This window comes from Glycomyces tarimensis (genome assembly GCF_054776215.1).
In genome coordinates, this window is record NZ_BAAHCB010000001.1 from 182,160 (window position 1) to 203,799 (window position 21,640).

Consider the following 21,640-nt stretch of genomic DNA (forward strand, 5'->3'; position numbering starts at 1 on the left):
GATCGAAGCTAGATTCGGGCGGTGCCTTCGGCGACGAGGACGGCGGGGCCGGCGAGGTGGACGGTCTCGTCGGTGACGGTGATCGTGAGGGTGCCGCCGGGGAGGTCGACCTTGCAGGTGCCGGTGTCGGTGCCGGCGCGGCGCAACGCCACGGCGGCGACGGCGCAGGCGCCGGTGCCGCATGAGGCGGTCTCGCCGACGCCGCGCTCGTGGACGCGCATGCGGACGTGGGGGGCGGAGCCGACGACGAATTCGACGTTGACGCCCTCGGGGAAGAGCCCGGTGTCGTAGCGGGGCCGGCGGTGCAGTTCGAGTGCTTCGAGTTCGGCTTCGTCGCTCAGCTGGCACACGAGGTGCGGGTTGCCCATGGAGACGGCCTGGCCCGGCCATGTGTAGCCGTCGACGCTCGCTTGGGAGGTGGCGCCGAAGGCGGCCGGGCCCATGTCGACGCGCAGTTGCTCGCCTTCGACGGTGACGGTCTTGACGCCGGCGCGGGTGGCGATGGGGATGTCGGGGCCGTCGGCGAGGCCCTGTTCGAGCAGGTATCGGGCGAACACGCGGATGCCGTTGCCGCACATCTCGGCGATGGAGCCGTCGGCGTTGCGGTAGTCCATGAACCATTTGCTCCCCGGCTCGGTGGACGGGGCGACGCGCAGGAGGCCGTCGGCGCCGATGCCGAAGCGGCGGTCGCACAGGGCGGCGACGTCGGCGGCGCTGAGGCGGCTGCGGTCGGCGAGGTCGGGGACGATCACGAAGTCGTTGCCGGTGCCGTGGCCCTTGGTGAAGTCGATGGCGGTCACATGGCAATTGTGCCGCATGGGCGCCGCGCTAGCCTTATGCCGTGACTGATACGACCGACGCCGGCCCCCTCGACGACCTGAAGGCGAAGTTCCCCAACGGGGTGTGGACGACGCGCGCGACCGCGCGGCTCCAGAACGCGCTGATCGAAGGCACGGGGCTCGGGAGCCTCCAGCCCGCCGTCGGCTGGGCCGCCCGGATGCAGGGCACCGATGATCCCAGGCCGTTCGAATCTCCGAAGATGCTGCTGTTCGCCGGGGCGTACCCGGAGGGCTGGGACGCCGGTGAGTCGGCGCCGCTGGCCGATCAGGTGCTGGCGGTGCAGCGCGGTGAGGGGCTGCTGGGCGCGGCCGTGACGCGCGCCGGGGTGCCGGCCGAGGTCGTCGAGACCGGGGCGAGCGACGGTGTGGAGGGCCCGCTGCTGGACGAGTCGCGGCTCGCCGAGTGCCTGGCGCTGGGCCGCGAGCGGGCTGATCGGGCGATCGACGGCGGGGCGGACATCCTGCTCATCGCCGGGCTCGGGGCGGGGGCGACGACCGCGGCGGTGGGCGTGTGCTCGTTCATCGCGAAGGACGACATCACGGCGTTCATGCCGCAGCTGCGGATGCCGGGCGGGCTGGTCGACGACGTGTCGTGGATGGCGCGGGTGTCGGTGCTGCGGGACCACCTGGCGTTCAACCACGGTTTTCGGCGCAAGGCGGACGCGCTGGTGGCGCGGCTGGCGGGGGCCGAGATCGGGGCGATGGCGGGGGCGATCCTGGCGGCGGCGACGCGCTCGACGGCGATGCTTCTGGACGGCGCGGCCGCCGCGGCGGCGATGATGCTGGCCCGCGACTTCGGGCTGGCCGCGCCGAAGTGGTGCTACATGCCGAACCGCTCGCCGCACCCGGTGGTCGCGAAGCTGGCCAAGCAGGGCGGTCTGGCCGACGACTTCGGGCTGGGCCTCGACTTGGGCGAGGGCGCGGGCCTGCCGGTCGGCTGGGAGCTGCTCCAGCAGGCGCTGCGCTTCTCGGAGGCGCTGCCGCTGCAGGAGAGCGAGGAGCGCAAGCGGGAGGCGGCCGAGGACGAGTCCGCCGAGGAGCCGGCGGAGGACACGGCCGGCGACGAGCACGAGTCCGACTGACAGGCTCCCGGGACCGGGGTAGGCGAAGACGGCCTCGGTGACGAGTGCGCCGCCGATCTCGGCGCGGGCGCTAGCCGCGGTCCTTGGGGCGGAGGGTGAACCAGGCGACGGCGGCGAGCGCGGGCCCGGCGGCCAGGGCCGGGAGGAACCACGCCCTGGAGCGTTCCTCTGCTCGGATCGCCTCCGCGCAGGGGCCGCCCCCTTCGGTGAGTGGGGCGTACGCGAAGCACGACTCGCTGACGATCTCACCCGGCCACAGCCATACGAGGACCGCGATCCAGACGATCGCCAGCGCCGCGATCACCGCGATCCGGGCGGAGACGCGCGTTGGTTCGGGAGTCTCAGTCACACCACGACCATATCGAGCCTTGTCGCCGCGATGGCGCGGACCGTTGCGCCGCACGGCAATACCGCCTGTCCCGCAATGGAAAACGGCGTGCCCTAGCCTGGGGTCATGGCTGAGCGATTCCCATCGGACTGGGTCCGAACCGCGATCGCCGCGCTCCGCGCCGATGCCGAGTCGGTGCCCGCTACGCCCCTGCGCGCCGGCATCGAACGCTTCGGCGAGGCGATCGCCGTCCACATCAAGGACGAGTCGGCGCAGCCGACCGGGAACCTCAAGCACCGCCTGGTCCGCGACCTGCTCCTGCACGGCCTCGTCAGCGGCGACATCCGCGAGGGCACCACCATCGTGGAGGCCACCGGCGGGGGCGCCGCCGTCTCGCTGGGGCACTTCACTCAGCGGCTCGGGCTTCCGTTCGTCGCCGTCATGCCCGCGAAGGCGCACCCGGCGCAGATCGAGGCCGTCGAGCGGCTCGGCGGCCGGTGCGAGCCGGTCGATCCTCCTTTGGCGATCTACGAGACCGCCGCCCGCATCGCCGAGGAGGGCGGCGGGCACTACCTCGACATGTTCGGCCGGGCCGAGGCCGTGACCGATTGGCGCGCGGGCAATGTCGCGAGCGAGATCCTGGCGCAGTGCGAGGCGCCGCCGCGTTGGATCGTCTGCGGCGCGGGCACGGGGATCACCTCGGCGACCGCCGGCCGCCATCTCCGCTACGTCGGCGCCGACACCCGGGTGGCCGTGGCCGACCCGGAGAACTCCAGCTATTTTCCAAGCTGGGCCACCGGGTACGGCGGTTACGCGACCGGGATGCCCTCGCGGATTCCCGGCATCGGCCGTCCCCGCGTCGAGCCCGCGTTCAACGCCGAGCTCGTCGACGCGGTCGTCCCGGTGCCGGACGCGGCGAGCGTCGCGGCCATGCGCTATCTCGCCGAGCGGCGCGGCGCCGAGTTCGGGCCCGCCGCGGGCACCTGTTTTTGGGCGGCGATGGAACTGGCCTCGCGCATGGAGGCCGACGGCGCCGGCGGCGACCTCGTCGTGATCGCCGGCGACGGCGGCCAGGCCTATCGGAGCAGCTTCTATGACGACGCCTGGGCCGCGGCCAAGGGACTCGACGTCGAGCCGCACCGGCGCGTCCTCGAGGAGTTCGCCGCCTCGGGCCGCTGGCGCGCGAGCAGATGAGCCGGTCGCGGGGCCCCGCCCCGCGACCGGCCTCCTCCGCACCGTCTAATCGTTGATCGCCCGCAGCACCGGCTTGGCCGTCAAGGCCCGCGCCAGTTCGGGAGCGTTCACGAGCTTCTCGCTGGCGACGGTGAACGTGGTCCGCTCGCCGGGGATCAGCGTCACCATCGCCTTGTCGACCACCGCGTCGGGGTCGAGCCGGTCGGCGAACAGGCACAGGTCCCGCAGGACCGTCTCGGCGGTGACCGTGACCGCCACTCCCCCGTCGACCGTTTCGGTCTCGGCGGTGTAGCGGGCCTTCGGCCAGTCCATGTCCTTGTCCTCTCTGGTGAACCAGGTCGCGCGCGGCAGCCCTTCGGTGCCGGTCACCAGGAATTCGCCGTCGGAGGGCAGCACGTCCTCGGTCAGCTCCACGCTCGCGCTCTGGCGCGCCTTGATGGCGAGGGTGAGCATGGCCCGGCCGATGATCTTGCCTTGGGCGTTGCACTTCCAGAAGCCGATGACCTCGCCCCACGGCTCGGGCGAGTCGTTGACGGCCACCAGCTTGAGCCCGGCCTCGCCCGAGGGCTGGAACGTCGCGATGCGGTCGGCGAAGGCGTCCCGCAGGCTGTACCAGAGCGGCTTGCGGCGTTCCTCGCCGTCGACGGCCGCCCATGAGGTGACCGGCCAGCAGTCGTTGAGCTGCCACATGATCGCGCCCATGCAGTGCGGGTGGAGCGAGCGGAAGTACTCGATGCCGAGTCGCAGCGCGCGGGCCTGGTTGACCTGCGTGAAGTAGTGCCAGTCGTCGAAGTCCTCCGCCGGGGGCAGGTGGGCGTCGAGGCCGCGCTGGAGTTTCGCCTGCCCGTCGTCGGCCTTCTGGTGCCACAGCATGTTGGCCGACGCCGGCTCGAGCGGCTCGTCGGTGACCATGCGCCGCACCGTCGCCCACGTCGGCGGCGCCTGGTAGCCGAACTCGGCGACGAAGCGGGGCTTCCAGTCGCGGTAGTGCTGGTAGTCGAGCTGGTTCCACACGTCCCAGACGTGGACCGAGGCGTGTTGCTCGTCGTTGGGGTGCAGCTGCGGGTCGCCCGACCAAGGGCTGCCGGGCCAGTACGGCCTCGTGCCGTCCACTTCGGTGACGAGCTTGGGGAGCAGGTCGAGGTAGTAGCCCTCGCCCCAGGTCCGGTCCCCCAGCGGCCGCTGCCAGTCCCAGTCGTGCCAGCCCCAGATGTTCTCGTTGTTGCCCGTCCAGGTCACCAGGCTCGGGTGCGGGGCCAGCCGCGCCAGGTTGTCCCGCGCCTCGGCCTCCACCTCGGACCAGAACGGCTCCTCCTCGGGGTAGGCGGCGCAGGCGAACAGGAAGTCCTGACCGACCATGAGACCGAGCCGGTCGCAGACGTCGTAGAAGTCGTCGGACTCGTAGATGCCGCCGCCCCAGATCCGCACGAAGTTGACGTTGGCCTCGACGGCCTGGCGGAGCCGCCGCTCGTAGCGGGCGGCGTCGACGCGGGTGAAGAAGACGTCGTCGGGGATCCAGTTGACGCCCTTGACCCAGATCGGCTCGCCGTTGACCTTGAGCGTGTAGGGCCGGCCGGTCTCGTCGGGCTCGGTGTCGAGTTCGACGGTGCGAAAGCCGATCCGACGGCTCCATGAGTCGAGCTCGACGCCCAGGCCGCGCAGCGAGACGGCGACCGGGTAGAGCGGCTGCTCGCCGTGGCCCAGCGGCCACCACAGCTCGGGGTCGTCCACTTCGAGGCGGACGTCCGCGGTGTCGGTCCCCGAGGCCAGGCGCACCACGGCCTGCCGCCCGGCGACCTCGCAGACGAGCTCGACGTCGGTGGCGACGGCCCGCTGGAGGCGGACCGACAGATCGACGATGCCGCGCCCGTCCCGGACGGTCACGCGCGGCACGACCTCGTCGAGGCGGGCGATGCTCCACTGCTCCAGGCGCACCGGCCGCCAGATCCCGGCGCCGGCCAGGTTCGGGCCCCAGTCCCAGCCGAAGTTGCAGGCGGCCTTGCGGATGAAGTTGCCCGGCTCGGGGGCGTAGGAGTTCGGCCGGTCGCCGAGGCGTTCGCGCTGAGCCTCACCGTAGGTGTACGGCGAGGTGAAGGACACTTCGAGCTCGTTCTCGCCCTCGCGCAGCAGACCGCGGACGCCGAAGCGGTAGCGCCGGTGCATGTTCGCGGTCTCGGCGACCGTCTCACCGTTGAGGCGCACCCGCGCGACCGTGTCGAGCCCGTCGAAGACCAGGTCGACCCCGTCCCACGGCTCGCTCCGGTAGTCGAAGACGGTCCGGTAGGTCCAGTCGGTGCGCCCGATCCACGACAGCTCGCGTTCGGCGTCGTCGAGGAACGGGTCGCCGATGAGGCCGGCGGTCATGAGGTCGGTGTGGACGCATCCGGGCACGGCGGCCTCCAGGCCGTCCACATCGATGTGGCTGCCCTCCCCGGAGGTGACGGTCCAGCCCTCGTGCAGCGTTCGCTTGGCGGTCAATGCGACTCCTTGTATGCCTTGGTCTCCGGGCGGGCGGTGCCCAGGATGCGGTGTTCGTGGAACGGGAAGCGGAAGGCCACCGTCGGCAGCATAGACGCGGCCGTCGCGGCTCCCGGTCGACCGGGGGACGGCGCCGAGCCGCATCGCTCGCTGCCGGGGTTCACGGCGTGGTTCGCTCCGTTCGCGGGGGTGCGGTCGGTCCAAAACGCTTCGCTTAACCGGGTAAGTGGCCCGAACCTATATGCCGCATTGTCGTACGTCAATGTCCAGACAAGTCCGTAATCGAATTGCAACGATCGTCCTCGATACGGTTCACTCAGACCGTAGTGAATCTCCTGGTGGCAGTGGGGTTCTTGAGGGATCCCGACCTGCAGGAATTCCACTTGACTGTGCACGATCACAAGCACTCGCCGTCACAGCCGCCACTTGACATCGATATTCGCCCATGATTCAGTATGCTCACTGACCCGGTTAAGATGCCGCGTGTCACGACGGGCCCCCTCCAGCGACACCGCGGGCCGTCCGGGCCGGCAATGGCCATCCCTCGATGTGAAAGTTGAGCAGAACATGACGAAACGGCGAATACTCATCGCGTTGGTAGCGCTCCCCGCGCTAGTGGCCACCGCGTGTACGGACGGTGGCGGCGGCGGCGAGGATCCGGAAGATCTCTCGATGAACGAGTTCCCCCGCAACGAGACGCTCTACACCACCGGCACGGCCTGGGGGCCGCCCGCCGACTGGAACACCATCACCCCCGGCGAGGTCACCGGCCTCAACGGTCTCGGCTACGAGACCCTGTACCTGTTCGACCACGAGACCACCGAGCTCACCCCCTGGCTCGCCGAATCCGGCGAGTGGACCGAGGAGCTCGTCTACGAGCTCAAGCTCCGCGACGGCATCACCTGGTCCGACGGCGAGCAGATGACCGCCGAGGACGTCAAGTACACCGTCGAGCTCGGCCAGATCGAAGGCGTTCCGTACGCCAACATCTGGGGCTGGCTCGAATCGGTCGAGGCCGTCGACGACCTCACCGCGAGGTTCACCTTCAGCGAGGCGCGCCACCAGGAGTGGAACAACTTCCTGTGGCAGGAGCAGATCGTGCCCGAGCACGTCTTGTCCGAGTTGTCCGAGGACGAGCTCCTCACCGGCTCCAACGAGGACCCGGTCGTCTCCGGGCCCTACACGGTCCACAGCTACGACCAGGACCGCATAGCCTGGGTCAAGCGCGATGACTGGTGGGCCACCGAGCACCTCGACCTCGAGGTCCAGCCGACCTACATCGTCGACATCGTGAACACGTCCAACGAGGTCACGCTGAACCTCATGGCGCAGGGCGAGATGGACCTGTCGAACAACTTCCTGCCGGGCATCCAGGACCTCATCGCGTCCAACCCGGATCTGAGCACGTACTACTCGGAAGAGCCGTACATGCTCTCGGCGAACACCGCGGTGCTCGTCCCCAACACGACGGTCGAGCCGATGGACGACCCCGAATTCCGCCGGGCCATGGCCACCGCGATCGACTCGGACAAGATCGTCGACTCGGTCTACTCCGGCCTCGTCGCCGCCGCGAACCCGACCGGGCTCCTGCCGGTCTGGGACCAGTACATCGACCAGGGCGTCGTCGACGAGCACGGCTTCTCCTACAGCGCCTCGGAGGCCGCCTCGATCCTCGAGTCGGCCGGTTACGAGGACTCCGACGGCGACGGCTTCGTCGAGACCACCGACGGCGAGCCGATCGATTTGACGCTCAACGTGCCCACCGGCTGGACCGACTGGGAGGAGGCCGCCCGCTCGATGGCGACCGACCTGCAGGCCGCCGGGATCAAGGTCACCGAGGAGTTCATCGACGCCGGAGCCGTCGACGACGCCCGGACCACCGGTGACTTCGAGATCATCATGAACAACTGGAGCGCCATCAGCCACAGCCCGTGGACGCACTACCGCTACATGTTCCAGCTGCCGGTCAACGACAACCAGACCACCGCGAACTTCTCCCGCTGGGAGAACGAGCAGGCCTGGGCCCTCACCGAGGAGCTCGCCGCCACTCCCGCCGAGGACCCGCGATACCAGGAGATCCTCACCGAGCTCCAGCGCATCTCGCTGCAGGACATGCCGGTGATCCCCGTCTGGTACAACGGCGCCTGGTCGCAGGCCAACAACAGTGTCTGGACCAACTGGCCCTCGGAGGCCGAGGACACGCCCAACGTGTTCCCGACCATGTGGAACAGCCTCTTCAACGTCGGCTCGATCCACATGCTGACCGAACTCGAACCGGTCGGTTAGTCGGCAGGGGCCGGGCCGCCCGCGCCGAGCCGCCATGCGGCTCGCCGCTCCCCGCCGGGCGGCCCGGCCCCGAACCCACCTTTTAGGAGTCCCTATGGGCCGTTACTTCAGACGCAAGCTGCTGATCTACGGGATCACCTTCTTCATCGCGGTCTCGATCAACTTCGCCGTGCCGCGCCTCATGCCCGGTGATCCGGTGGCGCGCATGCTCACCCGCAACTCCGTGGCCAACGTGGAGACCTCCGAGGCCATGCGCGACTACTTCAACAACATCTTCGGCCTCGACGTGCCGCTGTGGAAGCAGTACCTGAACTACTGGGCCGCGCTGTTCCAGGGCGACTTGGGCATCAGCGTCTACGCGTTCCCCGCTCCGGTGTCCTCGGTGGTCGCCGAGGCGCTGCCGTACACCCTCGCGCTGCTGCTGCCCTCGATCCTGCTCAGCTGGATCGTCGGCAACGGCCTGGGCGCCATGGCCGCCCGCAACAAGTGGCTCGACAACGGCGTCCTGCCGATCGGCTACATCTTCACCGCCGTGCCCTACATGTGGCTGGCGATCCTGCTGGCGTGGGTCGCGGGCGCCATCCTCGGCTGGTTCCCCGTCGCCGGCGGCTACAGCTTCGCGATGACGCCGAACCTCAGCTGGGCGTTCTTCGTGGACCTGCTCCACCACTGGTTCCTGCCGTTCTTGTCGCTGTTCGTCGTCGCCCTCGGCGGCTGGGCGATCGGCATGCGGAACCTCGTGATCTACGAGCTCGAGTCCGACTACTCGAACTACCTCCAGGCCCTCGGCGCGCCGGGCCGCCTGATACGGCGCTACGCGTTCCGCAACGCGATGCTGCCGCAGATCACCGGCTTGGCGCTCCAGTTGGGCGTGGTGGTCGGCGGCGCACTCGTCACCGAGGTCGTCTTCGCCTACCCCGGTCTCGGGAGCCTGCTGCTGGAGGCGATCAACAACCAGGACTTCTTCCTGCTCCAGGGCATCCTCCTGTTCATCGTGATCGGAGTGCTCCTGTTCAACTTCCTGGCCGACGTCGTGTACGTCCTGGTCGACCCCCGCACCCGCCTCGGACTCGAAGGAGGCCAGTCATGAGCGCCGAAGTCGTGCTCCAGCCCGATCCGCTCGGCAAGCGCAACGAGCACCTGTACTTCGCGTTGCGCAACCGCAAGGTCGTCATCGGCATGTCGATCGTTCTGCTCCTGCTGCTGCTGGGCGTCCTCGGACCGTTCTTCCTCTCCTCGAGCCCGAACGAGTACGTCGGCCCGAAGTCGGAGGCGCCGAGCGGCGAGTTCTGGTTCGGCACCACCTACTTCGGACAGGACGTCTTCGCCCAGTTCGTCCACGGCCTGCGCTCGTCCTACCTCGTCGGCGCGCTCGGCGGCGGCATCGCCTTCGTGATCGGACTGACCATCGGCTTCACCGCCGGCTACCGCGGCGGCCTGATCGACGAGTTCCTCAACATGGTCACCAACGTCGTGCTGGTGCTGCCCGCGCTCGCCGTGCTCATCGTCATCAGCTCCTATCTCGAGGTCCGCGGCGTGATCTCGCAGGCGGTCATCATCGGCCTGTTCTCCTGGCCGTGGGTGGCCAGGGCCGTGCGGGCGCAGACGTTCACGCTCCGCAACCGCGACTACGTGGACCTGGCGCGGCTCACCGGCAAACGGGCCCCGCAGATCATCGTCCGCGAGATCATGCCGAACATGGCCTCCTACCTGCTGATGTCGATGATCCTGCTGTTCGGCGGCGCGATCCTGTTCGCCGCGATGCTCGACTTCATCGGCCTGGGGCCGTCCAACGCCGTCTCGCTCGGCACCATGATGCAGCAGTCGATGGACTGGAGCGCGCTCCATCTCGGACTGTGGTGGTGGTTCATTCCTCCGGGTCTGGCGATCACCGCGATCGTCGGCGCGCTGTACATCACGAACGTCGGTCTCGACGAAGTCTTCAACCCCAAGCTGAGGGAGATGTAGCCATGGCACTGGAAGTGGAGGACCTGCGGGTCCACTACCGCACCACCAAAGGCGACGTGCGCGCCCTCGACGGGGTCTCGTTCTCCCTCGAAGACGGCGAGATCATGGGCCTCGCCGGCGAGTCCGGCTGCGGCAAGACCACGCTGGGCAAGAGCCTCATCCGGCTCGACGGGCGCATGCGGCACGTCGGCGGCAGCGCCGTCCTCGACGGCGAGGAGCTGCCGATCGGCGACGACGGCAAGATGAACCCGCGCCGCTGGAACGAGGTCTCGATCATCCCGCAGTACTCGATGAGCGCGATGAACCCGAGCCGCAAGATCGGCAAGATGACCGCCGAGCTGCTGCGCGCGAGAGGCAAGTCGTACCGCGCCTTCAAGGACGAGCTCGTGCGGCGCCTCGAACTGGTCGGCCTGACGGAGAAGGTGCTCGACAACTACCCGATCGAGCTGTCCGGCGGCATGAAGCAGCGCGTGGTCATGGTGCTGTCGACGCTGCTGGACCCGAGCCTGCTCATCGCCGACGAGGTCACCTCGGCGCTCGACGTCACCAACCAGAAGGCCGTCGCCGAGACGCTCGTGAAGTTCCGCGACATGGGCTTCGTCAAGAGCATGATCGTCGTCACCCACGACCTGTCGCTGGTGTACCAGATCGCCGACACGATCATGATCATGTACGCGGGCCGGGTCGTCGAGAAGGCCTCGGCCGAGACGATCATCAACGCGCCCCAGCACCCGTACACCCAGGCGCTCATCGGAGCGCTGCCCGAAGTCGGGCTCGAATACGGCAGCGAGCGGCTCAAGAGCATCCCCGGCAAACCGCCGCACCTGCTCAACCCGCCCACCGGCTGCCGATTCCGCGACCGGTGCCCCCTCGCGTTCGAGCGGTGCTCCGAGGAGCCGCCGACGGTGGTCGTCGACGAGGGCCACGAGGTCTCCTGCTGGAAGGCGGCGAACTGAGATGCTCGAACTCAAGAACGTGTGGAAGTCCTACCGGATCGGCGCGCTCGGCTCGAAACGGCTGATCGCCGTGCGCGACGTCAGCTTCGACATCGCCCCCGGCGAGGTCCTGTCGGTCGTCGGCGAGTCCGGCTCGGGCAAGACCACGATCGGGAAGATGGTCCTCCAACTGACGTCGGTGACCCGCGGATCGATCCTGCTCGGCGGCGAGGACGTCACCGCGCACCACCACAGGGACCGCAAGGCGTACTACCGGCGCGTCCAGGGCGTGTTCCAGGACCCGTTCAGCAGCTACAACCCGATCTTCAAGGCCGACCGGGTCTTCGAGACCGTCCGCGAGGCCTACTTCCCGCGCATCCGGCGCGCCGAGTGGACCGAGAAGGTCGAGGACTCGCTCCAGGGCGTGCGGCTCGATCCGGGCTCAGTGCTCGGCAAGTACCCGCACCAGCTCAGCGGCGGCCAGCTCCAGCGCATGCTCATCGCCCGCGCGCTGCTGCTGGACATCGAGGTGCTCGTGGCCGACGAGATCATCAGTATGCTCGACGCGTCGACCCGGATCGACGTGCTCAATCTCCTCGGCGAGCTGAAGGAGCGCGGCCTCGGCGTGCTGTTCGTGACGCACGACCTCTCATTGGCGAACTACATCAGTGAGCGTGTCATCATCATGCGGCACGGCGCGGTGGTGGAGATGGGCGCGACCGGCAAGGTGTTCGGCGACCCGCAGCACCCCTACTCGCGGAACCTGCTGGCCTCCGTGCCGCAGCTGCACCGCAAGTGGTCCGACGATCCGACGACGCCGGAGGATCTCGAGCCCGACGGCAGCCGCGAGACGGACCCGCCGCCGCTGACGGAGGTCGACGAGCACCACTGGGTCGCGGCTCATCCCTGAGTCCGGCCGGGCCGCCGCGGGCCCCGCACCGCCATAAAGGAGACAATGACAGCATGACCAGACGCCCGACCATCGCCGACATCGCCCAGGCCGCCGGCGTGTCCAAGGGCGCGGTGTCGTACGCGCTCAACGGCAGGCCGGGAGTCTCGGCGGCGACGCGGCAGCGGATTCTGGCCATCGCCGCCGAGATGGGCTTCGTGCCCAACCGGGCGGCCAGGTCGCTGTCGGTCTCCTCGCCGCAGACGGTCGGGATCGCGCTGCGGCGGCCGGCCCGGGTGCTGGGCGCCGAGCCGTTCTTCATGCAGCTCATCAGCGGCATGGAGTCGACCCTGTCGGCCGGCTCGTTCGGTCTGACGCTCCAGATCGTCACCACGCTCGACGAAGAACTCGAGGTCTACCGCCGCTGGTGGGCCGAGCGGCGCGTTGACGGCGTGCTGCTGTGCGACATCAATGTGGAGGACGAACGCCTCGAGGTCGTCTCCGGTCTCGGCCTGCCGGCGGTGGCCGTCGGCGGGCCGATCGCGGACCGGAAGCTGCCCGAGGTCTGGCACGACGACAACGAGCCGTGCCGGGAGGTCCTGGAGTACCTGTTCGCGCTCGGGCATCGGCGAGTGGCGCGCGTGGCCGGGCTGCCGCATCTGCTGCACACCACCATCCGGGACGCCGCGTTCACCGGCGCCGCCGAGAAACTCGGGATGGAGTTCACCAGCTTCCCGAGCGACTACACCGGCGAGCAGAGCGCCCGGATCACGCGGCGCCTGCTCACCTCGGCACCGCGCCCGACGGCGATCGTCTACGACAACGACATCATGGCCGTCGCCGGGCTCGGCGTCACGCACGAGCTCGGGCTGGCGGTGCCCGAGCAGGTCTCGCTCGTCGCCTGGAACGACTCGGCGCTGTGCCGGCTGACCCATCCGACGCTCACCTCGCTGGCGCGCGACATCACCGACTTCGGCTCCAAGTCCGCCGAGATGCTGCTGGCGCTCATCGGCAACGAGCTGCCCGTCGAGGAGCGGACTTTCTCGGTTCAGTGCAAGCCCGCCGTGCTCTCGCCCAGGAGCTCCACCGGTCCGGCCGCAGAATAGGTTGAACTCTCGTCATATTTATGATTGTCTATTTGTAGGTTGGGATTAACCGATTCACCTACGAAGAGAAGGATCGATATGACTCTCCCCAACGCTGGGGCCATCCCGGCACGGCAGGGACTGCGTTCCCTGCGTACATGGCTACTGGCGGCGGTGGCGGCACTCCTCGTGGCGGTCGCCGCCATCTGGCAGCTCACACCGGCCGAGGCGCAGCAGGACGGCGGCTTCTCCATCGAGGGAACGCAGCTCATCGACGCCAACGGCAACCCCTTCATCATGCGCGGCTCCACCCACCCCGACGTCTGGTTCCAAGGCGAGTTCGAGAGCCTCGGCGAGATCAGCGACCTGGGCGCCAACACCATCCGCGTAGTCCTCGGATCCGGCGAGCGCGACTGGGGCGTCACCACCCCCGACCGGCTCGCGCAGATCGTCACCGAATGCAAGGCGCAGCAGGTCATCTGCGTCCTCGAGGTCCACGACACCACCGGCTACGGCGAGCAGAGCGGCGCCGCGAGCCTCGACCAGGCGGTCGACTTCTGGGAGGGGATGTACAGCACCCTGGCGGGCGAGGAGGAGTACGTCCTCATCAACATCGGCAACGAGCCCTGGGGCAACCAGAACGCCACCGGCTGGACCGCCGACACCATCGCCGCCATCCAGCGGATGCGCGACATCGGCTTCGAGCACACCCTGGTCATCGACGCCCCCAACTGGGGACAGGACTGGGAGCACGTGATGCGCGACAACGCCCAGCAGGTCTTCGCAGCGGACGAGGACGCCAACACGCTGTTCTCGATCCACATGTACGCCGTCTACACCGAGCCGCAGGCCGTCGTCGACTACTTCGACGCCTTCGAGGCGATGGGCCTGCCGCTCATCGTCGGCGAGTACGGCGACAACTTCCAGGGCGAGCCGGTCGCCTGGGCGACCATCCAGGCCCAGGCCCACGCGCGCGGCATCGGATGGATCGCATGGTCCTACTCGGGCAACTCCGACGGCGAGCTCGACCAGGTGCTCGATTTCGACCCGAACCAGATGACCACCTGGGGCGAGCGCACCTTCAACTCGCAGTACGGCATCGGCAACACCGCCGAGCGCGCCTCGGTGTTCGACGGCGGCGAGGAGCCGACCGACCCGACCACGAGCCCGAGCGACGACCCCACCACCGACGAGCCCGGCGAGGGCGACTGCTCCGCGAGCATCGAGGTCGGCAACGACTGGGGATCCGGCTGGCAGGGCAGCGTGACCGTCACGGCCGACCAGGGCGCGATCGACGGTTGGACCCTCAACTGGACCTGGCCGGGCGGCCAGACCGTCCAGAGCCACTGGAACGCCGATCTGACCCAGTCGGGCAACTCGGTGACCGCCGGCGACGTCGGCTGGAACGGCTCGATCGCCGCTGGGGAGAGCCGCGAGGTCTTCGGCTTCATCGGCACGAACGGCGCCGCGGCCCCCGAGGTGACGTGCACCGCCGGTTAAGACCGCACGAGAACAGGGCGGCGGGTTTCCCCGCCGCCCTGTCGCGCGTGTTCGGTCAGCCGTTCTTGGTGGGGAGCTGGAACTTCCCCACGCCGCCGTTGGGCAGCTGCGAACGGACGTTGGACTTCTTGGAGCCGATGGCCTTCTTGCCCGTGGCGCCCTTCTTGCCGCGGGCCAAGGCGCGACGCTGCTCGCGATTGAGCGGCTCGGACGGCTCGGTCTGTTCGGCGTCCTCGGACGGTTCGGCGGCCTTGGGTGATTCGGAAGTCATGTGGATCCCCTTCGCGGGTCGAGCTTGGATGACGCGAGCGCTAGATGGAACGAGGCTCAACGTCGAGGAAGAACGGAGCACTCTGCCGTCGTACGGGAATGCCTGGAAGGCGCGTACGACGCGGCCGAAGCGGAACCGGCCGAATCTCATCTAAAGGATCATGCTCAACACTCTAGCGGTCCCCGGAAGCGGGCACAACCGGGTTCACCACCGCCGACTCGGTGACTACCCTCATATCCATGAGCAAGCCCCACCCGGCCAAGATCGCGCGCGTCCGGACGATCGCCCAGGACGCCATGCGCGGGGGGCGCTGGTGGACGCTCCTCGACCTCGAGCAGACCCTGCGCGGCGACGCCGAGTTCTGGCGGGACCTGTGGGCACCGAGTCTGGCCATCGCCGCGCACAAGGTCGGCCTGCGGGAGGCCCGCGCCCGCCTCGACGAGGCCGTCGACGCCGGCTTCCACCAGCTCGACCTGTTCGAGCCCGAACTGTCGGCGGCCTTCGGCCGCGACGCGGACTGGTCGGCGCTCCTCGAGCGCGCCCGCGCGAACGTCCCCGGACCGCCGGTCCGCATCACCGCCTGGCCCGAGCCGCGGCTGACCGCGCCGCTGCGGCTGGAGACGATCGCGGCCCACCGCGAACCGCAGCTGCGCCGGCGACTGCCCGAGCCCGGCACGGGCTCCTGGAGCACCGCGCTCGGCCTCCTGGCGTGGACCAACGGTCTCTGGCGGCACGCCAACGCCCGCATCAACGCCGGCGACTCGCTCGACATCCTCGAACAGGTCGCCAACGGCGCGCGGTACAGCTGCGTGGAGTACTCGATCGTCCTGGCGCAGAGTTTGAACGCGCTGCGCATCCCCGCCAGGAAGGCCGATCTGCGCCGCGGCGAGTACCACGACGGCGTCGGCAAGGGCCACGCCGTAGCCGAGGCCTGGATCGACGAGCTCGACGCCTGGGTCCTGCTCGACGGCCAGCACGGGTCCTACTGGGTGGACGAGGAGGCCCGGCCGCTGAGCCTGCCCGAGCTCCAGGCCCGCGAGCGGCCCGCCAGAGCCGTCGGCGTCGGCCCCCGGGGCGGCGTGACCGACGTCGAGCTGTGGTTCGCCTACTTCCGGCACGCCTCGGTGACCGGGGCCTCCTGGGAGCCCGAGGGCTTCGTGCCGACCTTCCAAGGCGAGCACGTCGTCGAGACCGCGCGGCTGCTGCACGACGCCGCCGACGCCTACCCGCGCCTGTCCGACATCGCCGTCGGCGTCACCTCGATCGACGGTGCTCCCGCCGTCAAGGTCGACGCCGCCCACCCGTACGCGACCGGCGGGGCGATGGACGGGTGCCAGAACCCCGAAGGCGCGTGGAAGCTCGACATGTCCCCCGGCGAGCACCGCGCCGACATCGCCGCGCGCACGCCCTATGGCGTCCTCGCCGCACGCGAACTGCGCTGGACCGCGAGTTAAGCAGACCGTAAGGCCGCCGAGCGCCCCTGCGATCCTTTCCGATCGCCTCCGGCGGGCAGACTCGGAGCATGCAAGAACTCCCCCTCACGTTCGCGCTCCTCGCCGGGGCCGTGGCCGCGGTCAACCCGTGCGGATTCGCGCTGCTCCCGGTCTACGCCGGCTTCCTCATCACCGGCGAGGCCGACGAAGACGTCTCCCGGTGGCGGGCCCTCGGCCGGGCCGGCCTGTTCACCCTCGCGATGACCATCGGCTTCGTGACCGTCTTCGGACTGTTCGGCCTGCTCGTGTCCACCGCCGCGGTCGGCATCACGGCCTTCCTGCCGTGGGTGACGATCGTCGTCGGCCTCGCCGTGGCCGCCGCGGGCGTATGGCTGCTGCTGGGCCGCGAGCTGCCGACGTTCATGCCCAAGCTCGGCGGCCGGGAGGTCAAGCGCTCCCTCGGCTCCATGACGGTGTTCGGGCTGTTCTTCGCGCTCGCCTCGCTGTCGTGCACGATCGCGCCGTTCCTGGCGCTGGTGGCGCAGACCTTCCGCTCGACCTCGGTGCTCGGCGGCACGGCCATGTTCCTTGCCTACGCGCTCGGCATGACGATCGTCATCGGGGCGGTGTCCCTGGCGATCGCTCTCGCCAGGGAGGGGCTCATCGTGTGGCTCAAGCGCCAGTTCCCGAAGGTGATGCGGGTCGTCGGCGTCCTGCTGCTGGTCGCCGGGCTCTACGTGGCCTACTACGGCTGGTGGGACCTGCGGGTCCTCAACGGCGGCGATCCGTCCGACCCGGTGGTCGAGGCGGCGCTGGGCGTGCAGCGGTCCCTCGAGGAGTTCGTGAAGTCGCTGTTCGGCAATTGAGGCGGGCCACGGCTCGGCCCGGGCCCGCCTCGCGCGTCACAGGAGGGCGTCGACGGCCTCGTTGAGATCCTCTTCACTCAGCGAGCCGCTTTCGACCACCTCGCCTTCGGCATCGATGACGACGAAGGTGCTCTGGCTGACCACGCCGAAGGCGCCTCGGATGCCGTAGTCCTCGTCCTCGATGTGGACGATGCCGTCGGTGCCGGTCTGCTCGACGAAGCCGGCGCGGTCGTCGGCGCTGCTGGGGGCGTACAGGCCCGCTCCGGAGACGCCGACGACGTCGATCTGGTCGCCGTGCTCGTCGAACAGGCCTGCGACGGCCGGTCCCTGGCTCTGGCAGATCGGGCAGTCGTGCTCCCAGAACCAGAGGACGGTCGGGTCGCCGAGCGTCGAGGCGCCCTCGAACTGGCCGCCGTCGAGCGTGGCGGCGGTGAAGTCCAGGAGCTCGGGGACCGGCGTGTCCGCTTCGGCGGACTGCGTGGCGGTCTCCTCGGGGGTAGCGCTCTCCGAGGCGGCTTCGGTGCTCGGTTCGTCCGCGGGCTCCTCCTGGGAGCCGCAGGCGGTCAGGGCGAGCACGGCGGCGATGCCGACCGCGGCGACGCCGTTGGCGGTGCGTTGCAAGGCGATGATCCTTTCGAGGGTGGGTCGAGCGATGCCGCAAGTATGAGCCGAATCCTCCGGGTGCGTCGGTTCGCGCCCTTACAAAACGATGAATTCGCGGTCGGGCGCCCGGGAGCGCACTGCGCATTACACATTGATGCGAGCCGATGTATTGACAGGCAAACGCTCACACGGTACTTTCGTATTCAAATCCCTCAAAACCCTTCGAGAACCAACACCGACGACTCCGGCGACTCCCTCTTTGCGCTTTTCCTTGGGAGCGCTCCAGTTCTTTTGCGGCGCCGCAGGGTGCCGCGGAAGGTGCAAGGTCAGCGGCGAGGGCCACGTCGGCTCCCGGCTCGTCGGCGGGCCCTCGCCGCTGTTGCACGATGAACGCGCGGAGACTAGCGAAGCGCCTCGTCCAAGACGTAGCGTTCGGCGTCGAGCAGGCGCAGATCCCTTGCGGGACGGCGCAGGTGGCCCTTCTGCACGATGCGCTCGAAGGTCGGATCGCCCGCCTGCGCCATGCGGCGGATCCCCTCGATGTGGTCGACGATGCGCTTGCGGATCACCTTGATGAACCGCGCGCGGTCCCGGTCGGTCAGTCCATAGGCGTCGGCGAACATCCGCAGGCGCCTGGCGCGGTCGGGCTTCTTCCAGCCCAACGTCATCGAGTCCCGGTCGGTGAAGATCGGCACCCACGTCCAGGCCGCGTACGCCACGTCGTAGATCCGCGCGCCCGGGCTCGCCAGGTCGAAGTCGATGAGCGACAGCGTCCCGTCGGGGCGCCAGACCACGTTGTGCGGCGCGGCGTCGTGGTGGCAGATGACCTCGGTGTCCGGTGGCGGGGGCCCGAACGAGCGCCACGTCGCCCCCGGCGCGGGCCGGAAGCCGTACTGGGCGTCATGGAACATCCGCAGCATCTTCGCCACCGCCGAGAGCGTCTCGTCCGTGGTCCAGTGCGGCGCGAGCGGGTACTTCCCCGGCTCGCCCTCGACGAACGACAGGACCTCGCGGTCGTGCTCGTCGATCCCCAGCGGCCTGGGCGCACCGGTGAAACCGGCCTGCTCCAGGTGCCGGAGCAGGGCGTGGACCGCGGGCGTCCACGGGCCGGTGTTGCGCCGGACCGTGTCCCCCAATCGGACCACTGTGCTTGTGTTACCGCCAATAAGCGGAATCTCGTCTTGGCTCACCGGTCCCTGCCGTGCCCGCCGTGTGCTGAATCAGCCGTCCGTGCCATCGACGATGGCGCCGACGAACTCTCCTACCTCGAACGGGGCCAGGTCATCCGGACCCTCGCCGAGTCCGACCAGCTTAACCGGTACCCCCAACTGACGCTGAACCGCGATGACGATCCCGCCCTTGGCGGTCCCGTCGAGCTTGGTGAGCACGACGCCGGTGATCTGGCAGACCTCGCCGAACACCTTGGCCTGCTGGAGCCCGTTCTGGCCGGTGGTCGCGTCCAGGACCAGCAGCGTCTCGGCGACCGGGCCCTGCTTCTCGATGACGCGCTTGACCTTCCCGAGCTCGTCCATCAGGCCGGTCTTGTTCTGGAGGCGCCCGGCGGTGTCGACCAGGACGACGTCCGCGCCCTCGTCGGCGCCGGCCTTGACGGCGTCGAACGCGACCGAGGCGGGATCGGCGCCCTCCCCGCGGCGGACGACCTTGGCGCCGACGCGGCCGCCCCAGGTCTCCAGTTGCTCGGCGGCGGCGGCACGGAAGGTGTCGGCGGCGCCGAGGATCACCGAGTGGCCGTCGGCGATGAGGACCCGCGCGATCTTGCCGCAGGTGGTGGTCTTGCCCGAGCCGTTGACGCCGACGACCATGACCGTCGCCGGGCCCTCGCCCGAGGGCGGGGCCGTGGCCAAGGAGCGGTCCAGGTCCGGTTCGAGCGCGGCGGTCAGCTCCTCGGTCAGGAGCGCGCGCAGCTCGGTGGGACTGCGGGTGCCGAGGACCTTGACGCGATCGCGCAACCGGTCGACGATCTGGGTGGTGTCGGTGACGCCGACATCGGCGCCGAGGAGCGTGTCCTCGATCTCCTCCCAGGTGTCGTCGTCGAGTTTGTCGCTCGCGAGCAGCGACAGCAGGCCCTTGCCGAGGGCGTTGTTCGAGCGCGACAGGCGCGAACGCAGGCGCACCAGGCGCCCGGCCGTGGGCTCGGGCGTCTCGACGGCGGGTGCGGCGGGCTGGGCTTCGGGTACCGCTTCGGGCTTCGCCGCCGGCTCCGCCCCGAGGCGCGGTTCGGCCTCCGGCTCAGCCTCGATCGTCTTCGACCGGGACCTGCGCGCGAGCAGCACTCCGCCCACCACGGCCACCACCAAGACGACGGCCGCCACGAGCCAGATCCACAGGTTGTCCACGATTTCACCCTCCGGGAAGTCTTCAGTGCCTCACCACTGTAACGGCCGTCAGAATCTCGGGCTCGCAAGCTTCACCGCGGTGGGCGATCCCGGTTCGCGAGCCGCACCGAGGCCGTGCTCAGGCGTCTTCTCTCGAGAACCGCTGGGAGATCACCTGCGTCACTCCCGACCGCATCGTCACGCCGTAGAGCGCGTCGGCGATCTCCATCGTGCGCTTCTGGTGGGTGATGACCAGCAGCTGCGAGCGGCCCTCGAGATCGCGCAGCAGGTTGAGCAGGCGGCCGAGGTTGACGTCGTCGAGCGCGGCCTCGACCTCGTCCATGAGATAGAACGGGCTGGGGCGCGCGCGGAAGATCGCGCACAGCAGCGCCAGCGCCGTGAGCGACCGCTCGCCGCCCGACAGCAGCGAGAGCCGCTTGACCTTCTTGCCCGGCGGCCTGGCCTCGACCTCGACGCCGGTGTGGAGCAGGTCGTCGGGCTCGGTCAGGATCAAGCGGCCCTCGCCGCCGGGGAACACGGTCTGGAAGACGTGCTCGAACTCGCGAGCGGTGTCGGCGTAGGCCTCGGCGAAGACGTTCTGGATGCGATCGTCGACCTCCTTGACCACGTGGTGGAGGTCCGCGCGGGTCTTCTTGACGTCCTCGAGCTGCTCGTTGAGGAACTTGTAGCGCTCCTCCAGGGCCGCGAACTCCTCGAGCGCGAGCGGGTTGACCTTGCCCAGGAGCTTGAGCTCGCGCTCGCCTCTGGCGGCGCGCTTCTCCATGGTCGCCCGGTCGAACGGGACCGCCTCGGGCTCGGACCGGCCCTGCTCCTCGGCTTTGGCGATCTCCTCGGAGGTCGGCGGGACCGGCCGCTCGGGGCCGTACTCGTTCAGCAGCGTCTCGATGTCGACGCCGAAATCGGCGCCGGCCTTCTCTTCGAGCTGCTCGATGCGCAGGCGCTGTTCGGCGCGGGCGACCTCGTCACGGTGGGCGGCCGAGGTGATGCGGTCGAGCTCGGCGGCGGTGGTGCCCGCGCGTTCGCGCAGCTCGGTGAGCGCGGCCTCCCGGCGGGTCTGCTCGGAGGCGACGGCGTCGCGTTCGATGGCGGCGGCTTCGAGGGAGTCGGTGAGGTGCACGCCCGCGGACTCGGCGGCGACGGCGACGAGCGCGGCGACGGCGACGCCGCGGGCGCGGGAGGCGCGTCGGGCCTCGGCGCGGGCGCGGGCGGCGCGCTCGGACTGCGCCTGGCGGGCCAGGGCATCGGCGCGGCCGGCGAGCGCCGAGGCGCGCTCCTCGGCGGTGCGGACCGCCAGGCGGGTCTCCATCTCGTTCTGGCGGACCGCCTCGAGTTCGCGGGCGAGCGCGTCGCGGTCGTCGGTGGACGGCTCTTCGATCTCGGGTTCGGCCTCGAGGGCTTCGAGCTGCGCTTCGAGCTCGGCGAGCCCGGCGGTGTCGTCCTCGCGGGAGGCCTCGGCGCGCTCCTTGGCCTGGGCGAGGCGGGCGACCTCGGCTTCGGCGCCGCGCGCGCCGGCGGCGAGCTCGGCG

Annotated in this window: 19 protein-coding genes; 11 read left to right on the forward strand and 8 right to left on the reverse strand. The window is 69.7% G+C overall.

The window, feature by feature from the left end:
• Positions 1-8 precede the first annotated feature (8 nt).
• On the reverse strand, positions 9-791 hold the full coding sequence (gene dapF / locus ACYVK3_RS00845) for a diaminopimelate epimerase (protein ID WP_460495597.1): 783 nt from the start codon (positions 789-791) through the stop codon (positions 9-11).
• A 50-nt stretch (positions 792-841) separates the two neighbouring features.
• Here dapF and ACYVK3_RS00850 point away from each other — a divergent pair, with 50 nt between their 5' ends.
• Entirely contained in the window at positions 842-1,921 is a 1,080-nt protein-coding gene (locus ACYVK3_RS00850) for a nicotinate-nucleotide--dimethylbenzimidazole phosphoribosyltransferase (protein ID WP_460495339.1), read from the forward strand.
• Between the two features lie 70 nt (positions 1,922-1,991).
• On the opposite strand, the gene ACYVK3_RS00855 is transcribed toward ACYVK3_RS00850, so the two are convergent.
• A complete protein-coding gene (locus ACYVK3_RS00855; RefSeq protein WP_460495340.1) occupies positions 1,992-2,270 on the reverse strand; it encodes a hypothetical protein in 279 nt (92 codons plus the stop codon).
• A gap of 105 nt (positions 2,271-2,375) precedes the next feature.
• Here ACYVK3_RS00855 and ACYVK3_RS00860 point away from each other — a divergent pair, with 105 nt between their 5' ends.
• Entirely contained in the window at positions 2,376-3,443 is a 1,068-nt protein-coding gene (locus ACYVK3_RS00860) for a PLP-dependent cysteine synthase family protein (protein ID WP_460495341.1), read from the forward strand.
• A gap of 45 nt (positions 3,444-3,488) precedes the next feature.
• Here ACYVK3_RS00860 and ACYVK3_RS00865 read toward each other — a convergent pair whose 3' ends face one another.
• Positions 3,489-5,921 (reverse strand): glycoside hydrolase family 2 protein, encoded by a 2,433-nt coding sequence (locus tag ACYVK3_RS00865; protein ID WP_460495342.1) that lies wholly within the window; start codon positions 5,919-5,921, stop codon positions 3,489-3,491.
• A gap of 672 nt (positions 5,922-6,593) precedes the next feature.
• On the opposite strand from ACYVK3_RS00865, the gene ACYVK3_RS00870 reads away from it, so the two are divergent.
• From ACYVK3_RS00870 to ACYVK3_RS00900, 7 genes are all read left to right on the forward strand, one after another.
• Positions 6,594-8,207: an ABC transporter substrate-binding protein gene (locus tag ACYVK3_RS00870; RefSeq protein WP_460495343.1), complete on the forward strand. Its 1,614-nt coding sequence runs from the start codon at positions 6,594-6,596 to the stop codon at positions 8,205-8,207.
• Between the two features lie 94 nt (positions 8,208-8,301).
• Positions 8,302-9,297: an ABC transporter permease gene (locus tag ACYVK3_RS00875; RefSeq protein WP_460495344.1), complete on the forward strand. Its 996-nt coding sequence runs from the start codon at positions 8,302-8,304 to the stop codon at positions 9,295-9,297.
• Positions 9,294-10,175 carry an ABC transporter permease gene (locus tag ACYVK3_RS00880; RefSeq protein WP_460495345.1) on the forward strand — a complete coding sequence of 294 codons (882 nt, stop codon included), beginning with the start codon at positions 9,294-9,296 and terminating at the stop codon, positions 10,173-10,175. Before ACYVK3_RS00875 ends, ACYVK3_RS00880 begins: the two co-directional genes overlap by 4 nt.
• A gap of 2 nt (positions 10,176-10,177) precedes the next feature.
• Positions 10,178-11,131: an ABC transporter ATP-binding protein gene (locus ACYVK3_RS00885; RefSeq protein WP_460495346.1), complete on the forward strand. Its 954-nt coding sequence runs from the start codon at positions 10,178-10,180 to the stop codon at positions 11,129-11,131.
• 1 nt (position 11,132) lies between these two features.
• A complete protein-coding gene (locus ACYVK3_RS00890) occupies positions 11,133-12,020 on the forward strand; it encodes an ABC transporter ATP-binding protein (protein ID WP_460495347.1) in 888 nt (295 codons plus the stop codon).
• A 53-nt stretch (positions 12,021-12,073) separates the two neighbouring features.
• Complete coding sequence (locus tag ACYVK3_RS00895; protein ID WP_460495348.1) at positions 12,074-13,105, forward strand: LacI family DNA-binding transcriptional regulator; 1,032 nt, start codon at positions 12,074-12,076, stop codon at positions 13,103-13,105.
• Positions 13,106-13,183: 78 nt separating this feature from the next.
• Positions 13,184-14,584, forward strand: coding sequence for a cellulase family glycosylhydrolase (locus ACYVK3_RS00900; protein ID WP_460495349.1), 1,401 nt, complete (start codon positions 13,184-13,186; stop codon positions 14,582-14,584).
• Between the two features lie 55 nt (positions 14,585-14,639).
• Here ACYVK3_RS00900 and ACYVK3_RS00905 read toward each other — a convergent pair whose 3' ends face one another.
• Complete coding sequence (locus ACYVK3_RS00905; protein WP_460495350.1) at positions 14,640-14,855, reverse strand: hypothetical protein; 216 nt, start codon at positions 14,853-14,855, stop codon at positions 14,640-14,642.
• A gap of 239 nt (positions 14,856-15,094) precedes the next feature.
• Here ACYVK3_RS00905 and ACYVK3_RS00910 point away from each other — a divergent pair, with 239 nt between their 5' ends.
• The gene (locus tag ACYVK3_RS00910; RefSeq protein WP_460495351.1) at positions 15,095-16,309 is read left to right on the forward strand and encodes a hypothetical protein; all 1,215 of its coding nucleotides are present in this window, start codon (positions 15,095-15,097) and stop codon (positions 16,307-16,309) included.
• Between the two features lie 68 nt (positions 16,310-16,377).
• Complete coding sequence (locus ACYVK3_RS00915) at positions 16,378-17,154, forward strand: cytochrome c biogenesis CcdA family protein (protein ID WP_460495352.1); 777 nt, start codon at positions 16,378-16,380, stop codon at positions 17,152-17,154.
• Between the two features lie 36 nt (positions 17,155-17,190).
• Here ACYVK3_RS00915 and ACYVK3_RS00920 read toward each other — a convergent pair whose 3' ends face one another.
• From ACYVK3_RS00920 to ACYVK3_RS00935, 4 genes are all read right to left on the reverse strand, one after another.
• Positions 17,191-17,775: a TlpA family protein disulfide reductase gene (locus ACYVK3_RS00920; protein WP_460495353.1), complete on the reverse strand. Its 585-nt coding sequence runs from the start codon at positions 17,773-17,775 to the stop codon at positions 17,191-17,193.
• Positions 17,776-18,158: 383 nt separating this feature from the next.
• Entirely contained in the window at positions 18,159-18,947 is a 789-nt protein-coding gene (locus ACYVK3_RS00925; protein ID WP_460495354.1) for an aminoglycoside phosphotransferase family protein, read from the reverse strand.
• Positions 18,948-18,977: 30 nt separating this feature from the next.
• Positions 18,978-20,117, reverse strand: a complete 1,140-nt coding sequence (gene ftsY, locus ACYVK3_RS00930; RefSeq protein WP_460495598.1) for a signal recognition particle-docking protein FtsY — start codon at positions 20,115-20,117, stop codon at positions 18,978-18,980.
• 115 nt (positions 20,118-20,232) lie between these two features.
• A partial coding sequence (locus tag ACYVK3_RS00935) for a coiled-coil domain-containing protein (RefSeq protein WP_460495355.1) occupies positions 20,233-21,640 on the reverse strand: 1,408 nt, incomplete at its 5' end.